Source organism: Streptomyces sp. NPDC005494, assembly GCF_042872025.1.
Lineage (GTDB): Bacteria > Actinomycetota > Actinomycetes > Streptomycetales > Streptomycetaceae > Streptomyces.
Genome location: NZ_JBIAJR010000002.1, coordinates 199859 through 214372, shown reverse-complemented (window position 1 = coordinate 214372; position 14514 = coordinate 199859). Strand labels below are relative to the sequence as shown.

The window sequence follows — 14514 nt, the reverse complement described above, 5'->3', positions numbered from 1 at the left end:
AGGATGCACCGCATGTCCCTGCCCCACGCGATCCTCACCGCCCTGCTCGAGAAGCCGTCCTCGGGTCTCGAACTGACGCGCAGGTTCGACCGGTCGATCGGTTACTTCTGGCCGTCCACGCATCAGCAGATCTACAGGGAGCTGGGCAAGCTGGAACACGCCGGGCACATCCGGGTCCTGCCCTCGGCGGTGCCGGCCCGAGGGCAGAAGAAGGAGTACGAGGTGCTGCCCGCGGGCCGCGAGGAGCTGCGGTCCTGGGTCTCGCTCGCGGAGGACCCCCGGCCCGTCCGCGACCCGCTGTTGCTCAGGATGCGGGCGGCGGCGGTGGTCGGGGCACCCGGACTCGCGGTGGAGCTGCGCAGGCACCTCGCGCTGCACCAGGGGCAGCTCGCGGAGTATCTGGAGATCGAGGAGCGGGACTTCCCTCCGGAGCGGACCGCGGACGAGGACCGGCTGCGTCATCTGGTACTGCGTGGCGGCATCGACCTGGAGACGTTCTGGACCGGCTGGCTGACCAGGGCGATCCACGACCTCGAGGGTGCCGGGCCGGATGACAACCCGCCTGCCCGCCTGCCGGACGGTCCCTGACCGGCGCCACTCCCGGGTGACGTACGGCTCCCGCCCGGCACGTGGACCGGCTTTGCGGCCCGGGCCCTTTCCCTAGCCCGGGCCGCCAGGCGTGCCGACCGGCTCCGGCCACAGGGCGGCCGGTTCGGATCCGCGCGGTGCGGTGAGGGAGACGGCGGCGGGGAAGGCAGGAGCGGCGATGACGACGCGCGTCGACGGGCCGGTGCCGCCGTCCGGGTCGATGACGTCGCCCGAACCGCCGCCGGAACCACCGGCGCGGGTGCGGCTGACGCCGGTGCCGACGGTGTACGCATCTGCCGCGTCCGGACCCGTCGGGCCCGCCGCCGCAGCGCCCGCAGGCGAACCACCCGCCTGCGCGCGGCTGAGCAGGAACACGCCCCGCACCGCGGCGGCGGCCCCGGCGAGCGCGGGGATCAGGCCGAGCAGCCCGCCCTGGAGGCGTTCGCCGAGCAGGACCAGGCCGATGGCAGCGGCGGCCACGGGGTTGGCGAGCGTGACCACGGCGAGCGGAGCGCCGAGCCCACCCCGGTAGGCGGTCTGGGAGAGCAGCAGGCCGCCCAGCGCGAAGAAGGACACGAGCAGTGCCACGGTGACCAGTCGCCAGCTGAGCAACGGCCCCGAGTGATCGGTGGCGGCGACGGTCAGCGTCTGGGTGAGGGCGGAGGCCACGCCGGAGGTGATGCCCGAGGCCGCGGCGTGCCGCAGGCCGGGCCGGGTGCCCGGGCGGCTGAGCGCGGCGACGAAGACCATGGTCACGGCGCCGACACCCACCGCCTCCGGGAGCGTCAGCGTGTCGTGCGGCGCGGCGCCGCCGGCCGCCAGGAGCAGCGCGGCGAGACCGAGCAGGGTCAGCAGCGTTCCGCGCCACTCCGTACGGCTGACCTTGCGGCCGGCGGAGCGGGCTCCGAGCGGGACGGCGGCGACGAGGGTGAGCGCGCCGAGCGGCTGGACCAAGGTGAGCGGCCCGTACTTCAGCGCGGCGACGTGCAGCAGTGCTCCTGCCGCGTTCAGGCCGACCGCCGACCACCAGGCTCCGCGGCCCATCAGCCGCAGCGCCCCGGTGGAGGGCTCGGTGCGGCCGGCGAGCCTGGCCTGTGCCACCGCGGCGGAGGCGTAGGCGCCGGCGGACACGAGGGAGAGGGCGACGGCTATGAGCGTGGCGTTCATCGGCGCACCCCCGCGCGTGCGTACGCGGGCGAGGCGTAGCCCTGGGCCGGGACGGCGGACGGCCACGGAAGAGGGGGAAGGGCCGGTGTGCGGGGGAGCCTGAGCGCCGCGTAGGCGACGGCGAGCAGGGCGGAGACCACGATGGAGTCGACCCAGTAGTGGTTGGCGGTGCCCACTATGACGAGCAGCGTGAGCAGCGGGTGCAGCAGCCACAGCAGGCTCCACCGGGAGCGGGTGGCGGCGATCAGGCCGACGGCGACCACCAGCGCCCAGCCGAAGTGCAGGGAGGGCATGGCGGCGAACTGGTTGGCCATCGGGTCGGTCGCCGGGCTGTCCCCGTAGACCGTCGGGCCGTAGACCTGACCGGTGTCGACCAGGCCCGCGGCGTGCAGCATGCGCGGCGGCGCGAGGGGGAAGAGCAGGTGCAGGGCGAGCGCCGCGCCCGTGATCGCCGTCAGGACGCGGCGCGACCAGACGTAGTGGAGCGGCCTGCGCCAGTAGAGCCAGACCAGGAAGGCCAGCGTGGCCGGGAAGTGCACGGTCGCGTAGTAGGTGTTCGCCGCCTGCACGAGGGTGTGACTGTGCAGCAGGACACCCTGCACGGCCCCTTCACCGGGGAGCCCCGCGGCCCGTTCGAAGCTCCATATGTGCCCGGCGTTGTGGAAGGCCTCGTCGACGTGGCCGGTCGCTGCCTGCCGGCCGAGTTTGTAGACGAGGAAGAGTCCGGCTACCAGTAGCAGCTCGCGGACGAGGGGCGGTCGGGCTGAGGTGTCCGGCTCCCGCTCCGCAGGCTCACTGCGGGTGTGCATCACCCGTGCCCCTTTGCTGACGGTGCGCTCTTACGAGGTCGGCGTGGCCACTCCACGCCGTATCGATACGCCAGTGTACCGATACGGAGGCGTATCGGTACACACGCGTATCGGTACACTGGCGTATCGAGGGTCCCCAGCCGCACAGCCGCAGAGAGGGAAGTCATGCCGTCGCCCGGTTCAGCCCAGGAGTCCGTACCCGCGTCACGCCGGTCGAAGATCACACCGGAGCGGGCGCAGGAGCTGTACACCGCCGTGCTGGACCTGCTCCGGGAGAGCGGCTACGAATCGCTGACCATGGAGGGTGTCGCCTCCCGCACCCGGTGCGGGAAGTCCACGCTGTACCGGCAGTGGGGATCGAAGCCGGAACTGGTCGTCGCCGCCCTGCACGGCACCCGCAGGACCCTGCTCTCGGACATCGACACCGGCAGCCTGAGCGGCGACCTGTACGAGGCGGCACGGGCGGTGGACGCGGCGTCGGGTGAGGACACCGCGCTCATGCACGCACTCAGTCATGCCGCGCTCCAGAACCCCGACCTGCTCTGCGCACTGCGCTCGACGCTGATCGCCCCGTCGATCGCCGCGATCGACGCGATGGTCGAGCGCGCGGTCCGGCGCGGCGAGATCGACGCCGACAACCCGGCGGCGGACTACGTGGCCGCCCAGATCCTCGGCATCATGCGGGCCAGGCCACTCCTGGAGGGCCGGTACACGGACGAGGCCTTCCTCACCCGTTTCATCGAGTGCGCGGTACTCCCCGCACTCGGACTCACCCCGCCCGCCTCCCCCGGCAGCGGGCCCCGATGAACGTGGACCGTCGCCCGAGCGGATGACGACGGTCCACCTGCGCCGCACCGTGGGGACGGGGACGGCGCACACCCGGCCGGCCGGTGGTTTTCCGAAACCACCGGCCGGTCGCGTACTCAGCACCTGCCCCCCGCCTCGGCATCACCCCCGGACCGCCGCCTCAGCCGGGCGCGGCCGCCCCCTTCTCGTCCCCTTGACGATATACAGGACTCCCGGTTATCGTCGCCATGACGAGAAAGAGGGGGTCCCGACATGGCAGACATCACCCGGCGGCTCGGCTGGCGGCATCTGCGCTCCGCGCCCACCGCGCACATCCGCCACCACAAGCGCGGCAAGCTCACCCATGACGGCCCGGGGCTGAGCTTCTGGTACCGCTCGCTGTCCGCGGCGCTGTCCGAGGTCCCGGTGGACGACCGGGAGCTGGCCATGGCGTTCCACGCCCGCACGGCCGACTTCCAGGACGTGACGGTCCAGGCCACCGTCACCTACCGGATCAGCGATCCCGCGGTGGCCGCCGGCCGCCTGGACTTCTCGGTCGACCCCGACACCGGGGTCTGGCGCGGCGCGCCCCTGGAACAGATCGCCACCCTGCTCACGGAGACCGCGCAGCAGCACGCCCTGGACGTCCTGGCCCGCACCCCTCTCGCCGCCGCACTGGTGGACGGCGTCGCCTCCGTACGGGAACGGGTGGCCGACGGTCTCGCCGCCGAACCCCGGTTGCCCGGGACCGGCATCGACGTGGTCGCGGTGCGGGTCGTCGCCATCCGTCCCGAGGCGGAGGTGGAGCGGGCCCTGCGCACCCCGGCCAGGGAGCAGATCCAGCAGGAGGCCGACAGGTCGGTCTACGAACGCCGGGCGGTCGCCGTCGAGCGTGAGCGCGCGATCGCCGAGAACGAGCTGGCCAGCAAGATCGAGCTGGCGCGCCGAGAGGAGCAGCTGGTCGACCAGCGCGGCACCAACGCCCGCCGGGAGGCCGAGGAGAAGTCGGCCGCCGACGGGGTGCGCGCGGAGGCCGAGGCCGCCCGCACCGTGCGCCTGGCCCGTGCGGAGGCGGAGGCCGCCCGCGAGGTCGGGGCCGCCCGCGCCGAGGCGCAGTCGGCCTGGCTGCGGGCGCACGCGGACGTGGACCCCGGCACGCTGCACGCCCTGGCGGCGACGCGACTGGCCGACAACCTGCCCCGCATCGACAGCCTGACCGTCTCCCCCGACGTCCTCACCGGCCTGCTCGCCAGGATCGGCAGGCCGGGACCGGAGCCGGAGGCGCACGCGTGAGCCTGGCCCCGCGCGCGGTGCTGGTGCACCGCACGACCGAGTACGAGGAACTGCTGACCCGGCACGGCACCCACGGTCAGGCCGCCTTCGTGCTGGCCGGCCGCGGCCGGTCCGTCGAGGAGGTGGCCGAGCGCCATCGACGCAACGCGCAGGCGCTGCACGAGGTGGCCGCCGCTCTGCCGCTGCGCTGGCGCCGGACCCAGGTCGAGCGGGCGGACCTCGACCGCTTCCTGTTCGGGCCGGAGGACGTCGTGATCGTGGTCGGGCAGGACGGCCTCGTCGCCAACGCGGCGAAGTACCTGTCCGGTCAGCCGGTGGTGGGCATCGACACCGACCCAGGACGCAATCCGGGCGTCCTGGTGCGCCACCGGCCCCGGGACGCGGCGGCGCTGTGCCGGGCCGCCGTCGCGGCCGGCGGCCGGGTGGACCCGCTCACCATGGCGGAGGCCGTCGCGGACGACACACAGCGGCTGCTCGCCCTCAACGAGATCTACCTGGGTCCGCCCGGCCACCAGACCGCGCGCTATCGCATCGGTCCGGACGGCAGTGGTGCCGCCGGGGAGTCCCAGGCGTCCTCGGGCGTGCTGGTGGGAACGGGGACGGGCTCCACCGGCTGGCTGCGCTCCCTCTGGCTTGAGCGCGGCAGCCGGCTCAGGCTGCCCGCGCCGTCCGATCCGCGACTGGTCTGGTTCGTCCGCGAGGCCTGGCCCTCGCCCGCCACGGGCACATCGATGGTCTCCGGTCAGCTGGAGGCCCGGGACGGGCTCAGGCTCACCGTCGAGTCGGACCGGATGGTGGTCTTCGGCGACGGCATGGAGTCCGACGCGCTGGAGTTGACGTGGGGCCAGTCCGTCCGGCTCGGGATCTCGGACACCACCCTCAATCTGGTGGCGTAGGCCCGCTCGTCCGGGACAGGATGGCCGGGTCCGTGGAGTTCCGTATCCGGTCAGCCGGGGAGAAGAGCAGCACATGGCCACCGATTCCGTGGACGCCGACGTCCCGGCACGCAACTCCCGTCCTCCGCTCGCCCAGGCCGCCTTCGGGGTCGGTGTCATCGTGCAGGACGCGGAGGGCAGGATCCTGCTCGGCAGGCACCGGGGCGGCACCTGGGAGCTGCCGGGCGGGAAGGTCGACCCCACGCACGAGTCGGTCGCGGCGGCGGCGGCCCGTGAGCTCCGCGAGGAGACCGGGCTGCATGTGCCCGAGCGTGACGTGAACGTCTTCGCGATGCTGCACGACGTGGTCGGGGGCGTCAACCGCATCAGCATGGCCGCCCTGGTGAGGGTGGAGTCGGCGATCGCCCAGGTCACCGAGCCGCACATCGTCAGCGCGTGGTCCTGGACCGCTCCCGGCGAACTGCCGGGCCCGCTCTTCGACCCCTCGGCGCAGATCCTTGCCGCGTGGCGTTCCGATCTGGGGATCGAGCACCCCGCGGCCCATCTGCTGCGGATCGTGCCGGCCGAGGAAAAGTCCTAGAGCTGATAACCATTTGCCTAGGGCTCATAGGCACGGTTAGCGTCGAGGTCATGAGAGCCATCAGTGAGCAGGACATCCGGGCATCCTTCGTCAATTGCTCCAAGGGAGAGGCGAAGCGCCTGCCGCTCCCGCGCGACCTCGAGGAGCAGCCCTGGGGCGACCTGGACTTCCTGGGCTGGCGCGACCTCTCGGCGCCCGACCGCAGCTACATCGTCACGGAACTGCGCGGCGAACTGACCGGCATCACGCTGCGCTTCCCCTCCAGACAGCGCGGCTTCCTGCACCGGAGCATGTGTTCCGTCTGCCTGACCACGCACCCGGGCAACGGCGTCTCGCTCATGACCGCCCGCAGGACGGGTCAGGCGGGCAGGGACGGCAACTCGGTGGGCATCTACCTCTGCACCGACCTCGACTGCTCGCTGTACGTACGGGGGAAGAAGTCCCCGGCCCCCGGCGGGCGCTTCGAGGAGTCGCTGACGGTCGAGCAGCAGATCGAGCGGACCAGGGGCAAGCTCACGGCCTTCATCGACACGCTATCCGCCTGAAGCCTTGGAAATGCGGCAGTTCGAAGTCGGATGTACCAATAAGGGAGATTCCGCACGATCGGAGTAGACCCATGGACGACTATCCGCTCCTGAACGCCTTCCTCACCATGATGTACCTGTTCCTCTGGGTGCTGTGGTTCTTCCTGCTCTTCAAGGTGATCACGGACATCTTCCAGGACCACTCGCTGAACGGCTGGGCCAAGGCGGCCTGGGTGATCTTCGTGATCCTGCTGCCCTACGCGGGCGTACTCGTCTACCTGATCGCACGCGGGCGAGGCATGGGCCGGCGCGAGGCCAAGCAGGCCGAGGACCGCGAGGCCGCCTTCCGGAAGTACGTACAGCAGGCCGCACGGCCCGAAGGAGAGGCGGGCCCCGGCGGCGGCCACGTGTCCGACCTCGCCAAACTCGCCGAGCTCAAGGAGAACGGACACCTGAGCCAGGCGGAGTACGACAAGGCCAAGACCAAGCTCCTCGCCTGACGGCACGCCCAGCATCGCCTGACCCGCGCCCTCAGCACCTGTCTCCCGCCCGGCGGCCGAAGCCGGGCGGGAGACGTGCGTCCGGCCCCGAGCCCGGGGCGAGGGCGCCCGGCCCGAGGAGCGTCGCGGCCACGACCGACCGGCCCCCTCGACCCGCGTCACCGGACCGCGCCCGAGCCGGCCGCGCGTCCCTTCGGCGGTCCCGAGCCGGCCGCGCGTCCCTGCGACGGGCCCGAGCCGGCCCGCGTCCCTTCAGTGGGCGCGGGTGGCGACCGGCGTCTCCCGCAGGGCCTCGATGACGCTCTCCACGTGCGCCCGCGCAGCCCTCTCCGCCGCGTCGGGGTCGCCCGCGATCACCGCGTCGATGATCGCCAGGTGCTGCGGCAGCGACTGCGCCGGGCGCCCCGGCCGCAGCGCGAGACGGAACTGGTAACGCACCATCTGGCCGTTCATCCGCTCCAGCAGCTCCTGGGCCACCTTCTGGTCGCTCACCTCGCCGAGGCACTCGTGCAGCCTGCGGTTCAGCACCGAGTAGGCGTCGGGGTCCCCCTCGGCCACGGCCCGGCTCATCGCGGCACCGATGTCCTTCAGCTGCCCGCGCACCTCGTCCGAGGCGTACTCCGCGGCCCGCCGGGCACACAACCCTTCCAGCAGGGCCCGGCACTCGGTGATCTGGATCGCCTCCTCGACGGAGATCACCCGGACCCGCGCACCTCGCCGGGGGATCAGCTCGACCAGTCCCTCGGCGGCCAGATCCTGGAGCGCCTCACGCACCGAGCTCCGGGTCGCCTGGAAGACCTCCGACAACTCCTGCTCGACCAGGCGCTGTCCGGGCACCATGTCCCCCGCCGCGAGCGCCTCCCGGATTCCGCTGGAGACCGCGCTCCGGCCCGCCCGGCCGGTGACCTGATTCGACGTCACCCCTCCGCCTTCCGTACATCGTCGGAAACTCCCCGTGCCGCATGGACTCCCCAGCGGCGTCAGCAGCGATGATGCCCGAAACTTTCTCGTCAGGCATATTGTCAACAATTTCATCGACGGTTACGGTGGCGTGACAGCCGGCCGGATGGGACGGGCCGGAGGGCGGCCTCTCCGCCCCGTACACGCAGGCACTTCGAAGAGGAACAGCGATGATCATCGACTGCCACGGCCACTACACGACGGCCCCGCCCGCACTGGAGGCCTGGCGGAATCGGCAGATCGCGAGCCTCACCGACCCGTCGGCCGCTCCTCGACGCGCCGACCTGGAGATCAGCGACGACGAGCTGCGCGAGACCGTCGAGACGAACCAGCTGCGGCTGATGGACGAGCGCGGGATCGACATGACGATCTTCTCCCCGAGGGCCTCGTTCATGGCCCATCACGTGGGTGATCTCAGCACCTCGTCGGAATGGGCGGCCATCTGCAACGAGCTCTGCTTCCGTGTCAGCCGGCTCTACCCGGAGCGCTTCGTCCCCGCCGCGATGCTCCCGCAGTCACCCGGCGTGGACCCGGCGACCTGCGTACCCGAACTCACCAGGTGCGTGGAGGAGTACGGCGCTGTCGCGCTCAACCTCAACCCGGACCCCTCCGGCGGACACTGGACCGCACCGCCGCTCACCGACCGCTCGTGGTACCCCCTGTACGAGAAGATGGTCGAGTACGACATCCCGGCGATGGTCCACGTCAGCACCAGCGTGAACCCCGCGTTCCACACGACGGGCGCCCACTACCTCAACGCCGACACGACCGCGTTCATGCAGCTGGTGCAGGGCGACCTCTTCTCGGACTTCCCCACCCTCCGGCTGGTCATCCCCCACGGCGGCGGCGCCGTCCCCTACCACTGGGGCAGGTTCCGCGGTCTGGCCGTGGCGCTCGGGAGGCCGCCGCTCGAGGAGCACGTGCTCGGCAACGTCTTCTTCGACACCTGCGTCTACCACCAGCCCGGCTCGGACCTGCTGTTCGACGTGATCCCCACGCGGAACATCCTCTTCGCCTCGGAGATGATCGGCGCCGTCCGTGACATCGATCCGCGGACGGGCCACCACTTCGACGACACCCGCCGCTACACCGAGGCCGCCGGGCTGCCCGCGGAGGCCCTCGCCGACATCCAGGAACACAACGCCCGCTCCGTGTACCCGCGCCTGGACGCGCTGCTGAAGCGTCAGGGCCGCTGAACCCCGCGAAAGGAAGTGAGCACGGCATGAACGAACTCGGAGTGGTCCACCGCAGGGTCGAGCGCCCCGACGGCGCGGACGTCGAAGCGCTGAAGCCCTTCGGTGTGAGTACCGTCCACGAGGCCATGGGCCGCACCGGCCTGATGCGCCCCTACATCCGCCCGGTCTACCCCGGCGCGGCCCTGTGCGGCACAGCGGTCACCGTGCTCCTGCAGCCCGGCGACAACTGGATGATGCACGTGGCTGTGGAACAACTGCGGCCCGGTGACGTGCTCGTGGCAGCCTGCACCACCGAATGTGAGGACGGCTTCTTCGGCGAGCTGCTCGCCACCTCCGTCCGCGCCCGGGGCGGGGTGGGGCTGGTCATCGACGGCGGGTGCCGTGATGTGGACGAACTGCGGGACATGGATTTCCCCGTCTTCAGCCGGGCCGTCAACTCCAAGGGAACCGTCAAGGCGACGCTCGGCTCGGTCAACGTGCCGGTCGTCTGCGCCAACGCCCTGGTCCACCCGGGCGATGTCGTCGTGGCGGACGCGGACGGCGTGGTCGTCGTACCGGCCGGCCGTGTCGCCGAGGTCGCGGACGCCTCCCGCCGCCGGGAGGAGAACGAGGCGGACAAGCGCCGCCGGCTCGCCGCGGGAGAACTCGGGCTCGACATGTACGGCATGCGGGGCCCCCTCGAAGCAGCGGGCCTGCGCTACGTCGACTGACCCGAAGGCCCCGCGCCGCATCCACCGGACCGGAGACCTCGACCGGCCCCGCGCCGCATCGACCGCCCGGAGACCTCGGCCGGACCGGAGACCTCGACGTCGACCACCCCCGATACCCCGGCCGGCAGAGGACCGCGGCCCGTCGGCGGCGGCCCGCGCGAGCCGGCCGGCCCGGCCCCGGCGGCCCCGCGAACACACGGCACGCACCCCGGTCACTCCCACCCCCCGAGGGTCCGCGTCGCTTCGTCCCCCCACGAACCACCAGGAGATCTCATGAGCGTGCCCTCCCCTGTGACACCGGGCTGGCTGGACTGGCACCCCGATCCGTCCGTGCCCGCCTTCAAACTGCCGGCGGGCACCGTCGACGCCCACTGCCATGTGTTCGGGCCGCAGGCGGAATTCCCCTTCGCCCCGAAGCGCAAGTACACCCCCTGCGACGCGAGCAGGGAACAACTCGCCGCGCTCCACCGGCATCTGGGCGTGAGCCGTGCCGTCATCGTCCAGGCCACCTGTCACGGCGCGGACAACACCGCCATGATCGACGCCGTCCGTGCGGCCGACGGCCGGGCGCGCGGTGTCGCCACCGTGCGGCCGGACGTCTCCGAGGCCGAACTGCGCGAGCTGGACGCCGCCGGGGTGCGCGGAGTCCGCTTCAACTTCCTGCGCCGGCTGGTCGACACCTCGCCGAAGGACGACCTGCGCACGATCGCCGAGAAGGTCGCCCCGCTGGGCTGGCACATCGTGCTCTACTTCGAGAGCGCTGATCTGCCGGAGCTCGAGGGTTTCTTCGGCTCACTGCCCGCACCCCTGGTCATCGACCACATGGGCCGCCCGGACGTGAAGCTGCCGGTGGGCGGACCGCAGTTCAGCCGCTTCCTCCGCTTCGTCGGCTCCCACGACGTCCATGTGAAGGTGACCTGCCCGGAGCGCCTCAGTCTGACCGGCCCTCCCGCTCTCGACGGTCAGCGGCACGCCTACGCCGATGTGGTGCCCTTCGGCCGCCGCGTGGTCGAGGAGTTCCCCGACCGGGTCCTGTGGGGCACGGACTGGCCCCACCCCAATCTGACCGGTCACATGCCCGACGACGGCCTCCTGGTCGACCACGTACCGCTCGTCGCCGTCACCGCCGAGCAGCAGCGCAAGCTCCTCGTCGACAACCCCATGAACCTGTACTGGCCCGGCGAAGGCGTCTGACTCCCCCACCCGCACTCCGACACCTCACCCGCACTCCGACACCTCACCCGCACTCCGACAGGGACCGTCCCCATGCAGCACGCCAATGCGGCGAACCGGCTGGACCGGCTGCCGATCTCCCGCTTCCACAAGACCACCCTGCTCGCCGTCGCCTTCGCCTACTTCTTCGAGTTCGCGGACATCAACAGCTTCGCGACCACCGCGCCCAAGCTCATCGATCTGTGGGGAGTGACGGTCGACCAGGTCGCCTACGTCACCTCGCTGTCGTTCGTGGGCATGTTCATCGGCTCCGTCGTCGCCGGGGCCGTCGCCGACCGGTGGGGGCGCAAGAAGACGCTGCTCCGCACCACGCTCTTCTTCGGGTTCTTCTCGTTCGTCTCGGTGTTCGCGTGGGACGTCGTCTCCCTGGGCGTCTTCCGGGTGCTCACCTCGGCGGGCCTGTCAGCGATGACCGTCGTGGCCGTCATCTACGTCAACGAGATGTACCCGGCCGCCGTGCGCGGCAAGTACCAGGCCTACGCGATGGTCATCGGCATCTGCGGTACGCCGGCCACCAACCTGATCGCCAGTCTCGTCGTCCCGCTCAGCGACTGGTCCTGGCGTCTGGTGTACCTGTGGGGAGCGCTCGGCGTGCTCCTCGTGCTGTTCTCCAAGCACCTGAAGGAGTCGCCCCGCTGGCACGAGAGCAAGGGTGATCACGCCGCGGCCGACGCCGTCCTGCGGGAGATCGAGGCGAAGGTGAGCGCCGAGAAGGGGCCGCTGGCCGAACCGGCGGAGCCCGTCGAGGAGCCTCCGGCCGTCAAGGCCCCGGTCCGCCTGTTGCTGCAGAAGCGCTACCTGGCGCCGACGCTGCTGCTCACCGTCCTCTGGGTGACCCAGACCATCGGCTTCTTCGGCTACTCGAGCTGGGCGCCCACGCTGCTGTCCAAGGAGGGTTTCAGCGTCGAGAAGTCCGTCTTCTACGTCGCTCTCACCACGGTGGGCGCACCCCTCGGCTCCTTCCTGGCGTCCCTGGTCACCGACCGGTTCGAGCGCAAGTGGTGTCTCGTCGCCTTCGGCACGGTCATCGCCACCTGCGGGCTGCTCTACGGGCTGACCTTCGACCCGATCCTGATCGTGATCTTCGGGTTCCTGGTGAACCTCTTCGAGCGCGGCTACACCGCCCTCGCGTACGCCTACTCCCCCGAGCTCTTCGACACCCGGAGCCGTTCCCTGGGTACGGGCATCACGTACGGGATCGGCCGGCTGTCGAACGCCGCGGGACCTCTGATCATCGCGGCGCTCTACAACCGCACCGGCTACCAGAGCGTCTTCTACTTCATCGCCGGCGTGTGGATGGTGGGTGCCGTCGCACTCGCCGTGTTCGGCCCCCGCACCAGGCCGTGCCGCCCTGCCGCACGCGGGCCGAAGGCCGTCACGGCAGCTTCGTGAGCCGGCTGCTCCTCGGCACGACGACGGGCGCGGCGTCCCCGGGTGCGCGGAGTATGTCCGCGTCCAGTCCGTAGAGTTCCTTCACCAGGGTCTCGTCGACCGTCTCGTGAGGCTTGCCCCGGGCGATGACCCGTCCGTCCTTCATGGCGACGAGGAGGTCGGCGTAGCGAGCCGCGGCCACGAGGTCGTGCTGGACCATGACGACGGTGCGTCCCGCCGCGGCGACCTCCCGTACCAGTTCCAGTACTTCCACGGCGTGGCCGAGGTCGAGGGCGCTGGTCGGTTCGTCGAGCAGGATGACCGGCGTGTGCTGGGCGAGGACCATCGCCAGCCAGCACCGCTGGCGCTGGCCGCCGGAGAGCCTGTCGAGGCGCTCGGCGGCCAGTTCCGTCGTGCCGGTGGCCTCGAGCGCGTCGCGTACGGCGTTCTCGTCCTCCCGGGACCACTGGCGCAGCAGGCCCTGCTGGGGGTGGCGGCCGTAGCGTACGAGCCCTGCCACCGTGACGGCTTCGGGGGCGCGGGGCGACTGGGGAAGCAGCGCGACGCTGTGGGCGGCCCTGCGGCGGCTGAGCTCCCAGATGTCGTGGCCGTCGATCCGGACGGTGCCCGCGTCGGGGCGGTGCAGCCGCGCGACGGTGCGCAGCAGGGTCGACTTCCCGCACCCGTTGGGGCCCACGATCGCGACGACCTGGCCCGCGGGGACGGTGAGGTCGACGTCGTGGACGACGGGGCGGCCTGGGTATCCGGCGCGCAGAGCGCTGACTTCGAGTCCGGGCACGGGCTCGCGAGGTGTGTCGGTCATGGGGTCGGTCAGGCCTTTCCGGTGGCACGGTCCGGGCGGAACAGGACCCAGAGCAGGAAGGGGCCGCCGAGGACGCTGGTGACGACCCCGACGGGCAGTTCGACGGGTGCGGCGACGCGTCCCAGCGCGTCGGCCGCGGCGATCAGGGCCGCGCCGGTCAGCGCCGAGCCGACGACCGGGACGCGGGTGGGGCCCGCGAGCCGCTGGGCCAGGACGGGTGCGGCGAGGGCGACGAAGGCGATGGGCCCGCCGACGCCGACGGCCGTGCCCGCGAGTGCGACGGCGAGCGCCAGGGCGCCCGCCCGTAGACGTCGCAGGTCCACGCCGAGCGAGGATGCCACGTCGTCGTCGAAGCGCAGGAGTTGCAGCCGGTGCCCGGCCGCGAGGGCGAGCGGCACCAGGACCAGCAGGACGATCGCCAGTGGCGTACCGACGCCCCAGTCCCGGCCGTTGAGGCTGCCGACGGTCCAGAGGAACACGCCGCCCGCGGTGTTGTCGTTCTCGCGGGACATGATCAGGTCGCTCACCGCGCCGATGAACGTGGAGACGCCGATGCCCGTCACGAGCACGCGGTATCCGGCGCTCCCGGCTCCGCCCGCGCACAGGACGACGATCGCCGCGGCCACGACGGCACCGACCGGGCCGAGCCACCAGTCGCCCACCATGCCGGTGGTGGACCCCGCGGCGGCGGCGACCACGGCCGCCGTGGCGCCGTCGTTGACGCCGACCAGGTCGGGGGTGGCGAGGCGATTGCCGGCCAGGGTCTGGGTGAGGCATCCGGCGATGCCGAGTGCTGCCCCGACCATCAGCCCGGTGAAGATCCGGGGCAGCCGGAACTCCCGCACGATCATCACGGTTCCGGCGTCGCCGGTACCGAGGAGCCCGGAGACGGTCCGGGGCAGGCTCATCCCGGTCGAACTCGCCGTCACCGCCAGGGCCACGAGCACGACGAGGACGGGCAGGAGCAGCGCGGCGGCGAGGGCGCTGCGGCGCGGCAGGAGCCAGGAGAGCGTGCCGGTGCGCAGGACGACGCTGTCGGGGGGTGTCACATCGGTGGTGTGCCGGACCGGGCCCTCGG

The 14514-nt window shown here is 71.8% G+C and carries 16 protein-coding genes; 11 read left to right on the top strand and 5 right to left on the bottom strand.

Going from position 1 to position 14514, the window contains the following annotated elements:
* Window positions 1-12: 12 nt before the first annotated feature.
* On the top strand, window positions 13-588 hold the full coding sequence (locus ACFYQ6_RS06765) for a PadR family transcriptional regulator (protein ID WP_361573127.1): 576 nt from the start codon (window positions 13-15) through the stop codon (window positions 586-588).
* A gap of 72 nt (window positions 589-660) precedes the next feature.
* Here the strand turns inward: ACFYQ6_RS06765 and ACFYQ6_RS06760 are convergent, their stop codons facing one another.
* Both ACFYQ6_RS06760 and ACFYQ6_RS06755 read right to left on the bottom strand, forming a co-directional pair.
* Entirely contained in the window at window positions 661-1755 is a 1095-nt protein-coding gene (locus ACFYQ6_RS06760; protein ID WP_361573129.1) for a hypothetical protein, read from the bottom strand.
* Entirely contained in the window at window positions 1752-2564 is an 813-nt protein-coding gene (locus ACFYQ6_RS06755; protein WP_388761171.1) for a phosphatase PAP2 family protein, read from the bottom strand. The genes ACFYQ6_RS06760 and ACFYQ6_RS06755 overlap by 4 nt, the downstream gene beginning before the upstream one ends.
* A gap of 165 nt (window positions 2565-2729) precedes the next feature.
* Here ACFYQ6_RS06755 and ACFYQ6_RS06750 point away from each other — a divergent pair, with 165 nt between their 5' ends.
* The 6 genes from ACFYQ6_RS06750 (at window position 2730) to ACFYQ6_RS06725 (ending at window position 7143) form a co-directional block, all read left to right on the top strand.
* Window positions 2730-3371, top strand: coding sequence for a TetR/AcrR family transcriptional regulator (locus tag ACFYQ6_RS06750; protein WP_361573133.1), 642 nt, complete (start codon window positions 2730-2732; stop codon window positions 3369-3371).
* Between the two features lie 252 nt (window positions 3372-3623).
* Window positions 3624-4643 (top strand): SPFH domain-containing protein, encoded by a 1020-nt coding sequence (locus ACFYQ6_RS06745; RefSeq protein WP_361573135.1) that lies wholly within the window; start codon window positions 3624-3626, stop codon window positions 4641-4643.
* Complete coding sequence (locus ACFYQ6_RS06740; RefSeq protein ID WP_361573137.1) at window positions 4640-5539, top strand: hypothetical protein; 900 nt, start codon at window positions 4640-4642, stop codon at window positions 5537-5539. Before ACFYQ6_RS06745 ends, ACFYQ6_RS06740 begins: the two co-directional genes overlap by 4 nt.
* Before the next feature lie 73 nt (window positions 5540-5612).
* Complete coding sequence (locus ACFYQ6_RS06735) at window positions 5613-6119, top strand: NUDIX domain-containing protein (RefSeq protein ID WP_361573139.1); 507 nt, start codon at window positions 5613-5615, stop codon at window positions 6117-6119.
* 50 nt (window positions 6120-6169) lie between these two features.
* The gene (locus ACFYQ6_RS06730; RefSeq protein ID WP_356743607.1) at window positions 6170-6664 is read left to right on the top strand and encodes an FBP domain-containing protein; all 495 of its coding nucleotides are present in this window, start codon (window positions 6170-6172) and stop codon (window positions 6662-6664) included.
* Between the two features lie 71 nt (window positions 6665-6735).
* On the top strand, window positions 6736-7143 hold the full coding sequence (locus ACFYQ6_RS06725; RefSeq protein ID WP_361573141.1) for an SHOCT domain-containing protein: 408 nt from the start codon (window positions 6736-6738) through the stop codon (window positions 7141-7143).
* 252 nt (window positions 7144-7395) lie between these two features.
* Here the strand turns inward: ACFYQ6_RS06725 and ACFYQ6_RS06720 are convergent, their stop codons facing one another.
* A complete protein-coding gene (locus ACFYQ6_RS06720) occupies window positions 7396-8064 on the bottom strand; it encodes a GntR family transcriptional regulator (RefSeq protein WP_361573143.1) in 669 nt (222 codons plus the stop codon).
* A gap of 209 nt (window positions 8065-8273) precedes the next feature.
* Here ACFYQ6_RS06720 and ACFYQ6_RS06715 point away from each other — a divergent pair, with 209 nt between their 5' ends.
* From ACFYQ6_RS06715 to ACFYQ6_RS06700, 4 genes are all read left to right on the top strand, one after another.
* The gene (locus ACFYQ6_RS06715; RefSeq protein ID WP_388761164.1) at window positions 8274-9299 is read left to right on the top strand and encodes an amidohydrolase family protein; all 1026 of its coding nucleotides are present in this window, start codon (window positions 8274-8276) and stop codon (window positions 9297-9299) included.
* A gap of 26 nt (window positions 9300-9325) precedes the next feature.
* Window positions 9326-10009, top strand: a complete 684-nt coding sequence (gene ligK / locus ACFYQ6_RS06710) for a 4-carboxy-4-hydroxy-2-oxoadipate aldolase/oxaloacetate decarboxylase (protein WP_388761161.1) — start codon at window positions 9326-9328, stop codon at window positions 10007-10009.
* Window positions 10010-10282: 273 nt separating this feature from the next.
* Complete coding sequence (locus ACFYQ6_RS06705; RefSeq protein WP_388761158.1) at window positions 10283-11203, top strand: amidohydrolase family protein; 921 nt, start codon at window positions 10283-10285, stop codon at window positions 11201-11203.
* 72 nt (window positions 11204-11275) lie between these two features.
* Complete coding sequence (locus tag ACFYQ6_RS06700; protein WP_361573151.1) at window positions 11276-12634, top strand: MFS transporter; 1359 nt, start codon at window positions 11276-11278, stop codon at window positions 12632-12634.
* Here ACFYQ6_RS06700 and ACFYQ6_RS06695 read toward each other — a convergent pair.
* Both ACFYQ6_RS06695 and ACFYQ6_RS06690 read right to left on the bottom strand, forming a co-directional pair.
* Window positions 12618-13436 carry an ABC transporter ATP-binding protein gene (locus ACFYQ6_RS06695; RefSeq protein ID WP_361573153.1) on the bottom strand — a complete coding sequence of 273 codons (819 nt, stop codon included), beginning with the start codon at window positions 13434-13436 and terminating at the stop codon, window positions 12618-12620. The two genes, ACFYQ6_RS06700 and ACFYQ6_RS06695, sit on opposite strands and share 17 nt — an antisense overlap.
* Before the next feature lie 8 nt (window positions 13437-13444).
* Window positions 13445-14485, bottom strand: a complete 1041-nt coding sequence (locus ACFYQ6_RS06690) for an iron ABC transporter permease (protein WP_361573155.1) — start codon at window positions 14483-14485, stop codon at window positions 13445-13447.
* Window positions 14486-14514: the final 29 nt, after the last annotated feature.

What these genes read in the sequence shown, in the direction of transcription:
- ACFYQ6_RS06765 (WP_361573127.1), top strand. Translation starts at nt 13, where the DNA reads ATGTCCCTGCCCCACGCGATCCTCACCGCCCTGCTCGAGAAGCCGTCC.
- ACFYQ6_RS06760 (WP_361573129.1), bottom strand. Translation starts at nt 1,755, where the DNA reads ATGAACGCCACGCTCATAGCCGTCGCCCTCTCCCTCGTGTCCGCCGGC.
- ACFYQ6_RS06755 (WP_388761171.1), bottom strand. Translation starts at nt 2,564, where the DNA reads ATGCACACCCGCAGTGAGCCTGCGGAGCGGGAGCCGGACACCTCAGCC.
- ACFYQ6_RS06750 (WP_361573133.1), top strand. Translation starts at nt 2,730, where the DNA reads ATGCCGTCGCCCGGTTCAGCCCAGGAGTCCGTACCCGCGTCACGCCGG.
- ACFYQ6_RS06745 (WP_361573135.1), top strand. Translation starts at nt 3,624, where the DNA reads ATGGCAGACATCACCCGGCGGCTCGGCTGGCGGCATCTGCGCTCCGCG.
- ACFYQ6_RS06735 (WP_361573139.1), top strand. Translation starts at nt 5,613, where the DNA reads ATGGCCACCGATTCCGTGGACGCCGACGTCCCGGCACGCAACTCCCGT.
- ACFYQ6_RS06730 (WP_356743607.1), top strand. Translation starts at nt 6,170, where the DNA reads ATGAGAGCCATCAGTGAGCAGGACATCCGGGCATCCTTCGTCAATTGC.
- ACFYQ6_RS06725 (WP_361573141.1), top strand. Translation starts at nt 6,736, where the DNA reads ATGGACGACTATCCGCTCCTGAACGCCTTCCTCACCATGATGTACCTG.
- ACFYQ6_RS06715 (WP_388761164.1), top strand. Translation starts at nt 8,274, where the DNA reads ATGATCATCGACTGCCACGGCCACTACACGACGGCCCCGCCCGCACTG.
- ligK (WP_388761161.1), top strand. Translation starts at nt 9,326, where the DNA reads ATGAACGAACTCGGAGTGGTCCACCGCAGGGTCGAGCGCCCCGACGGC.
- ACFYQ6_RS06705 (WP_388761158.1), top strand. Translation starts at nt 10,283, where the DNA reads ATGAGCGTGCCCTCCCCTGTGACACCGGGCTGGCTGGACTGGCACCCC.
- ACFYQ6_RS06700 (WP_361573151.1), top strand. Translation starts at nt 11,276, where the DNA reads ATGCAGCACGCCAATGCGGCGAACCGGCTGGACCGGCTGCCGATCTCC.
- ACFYQ6_RS06695 (WP_361573153.1), bottom strand. Translation starts at nt 13,436, where the DNA reads ATGACCGACACACCTCGCGAGCCCGTGCCCGGACTCGAAGTCAGCGCT.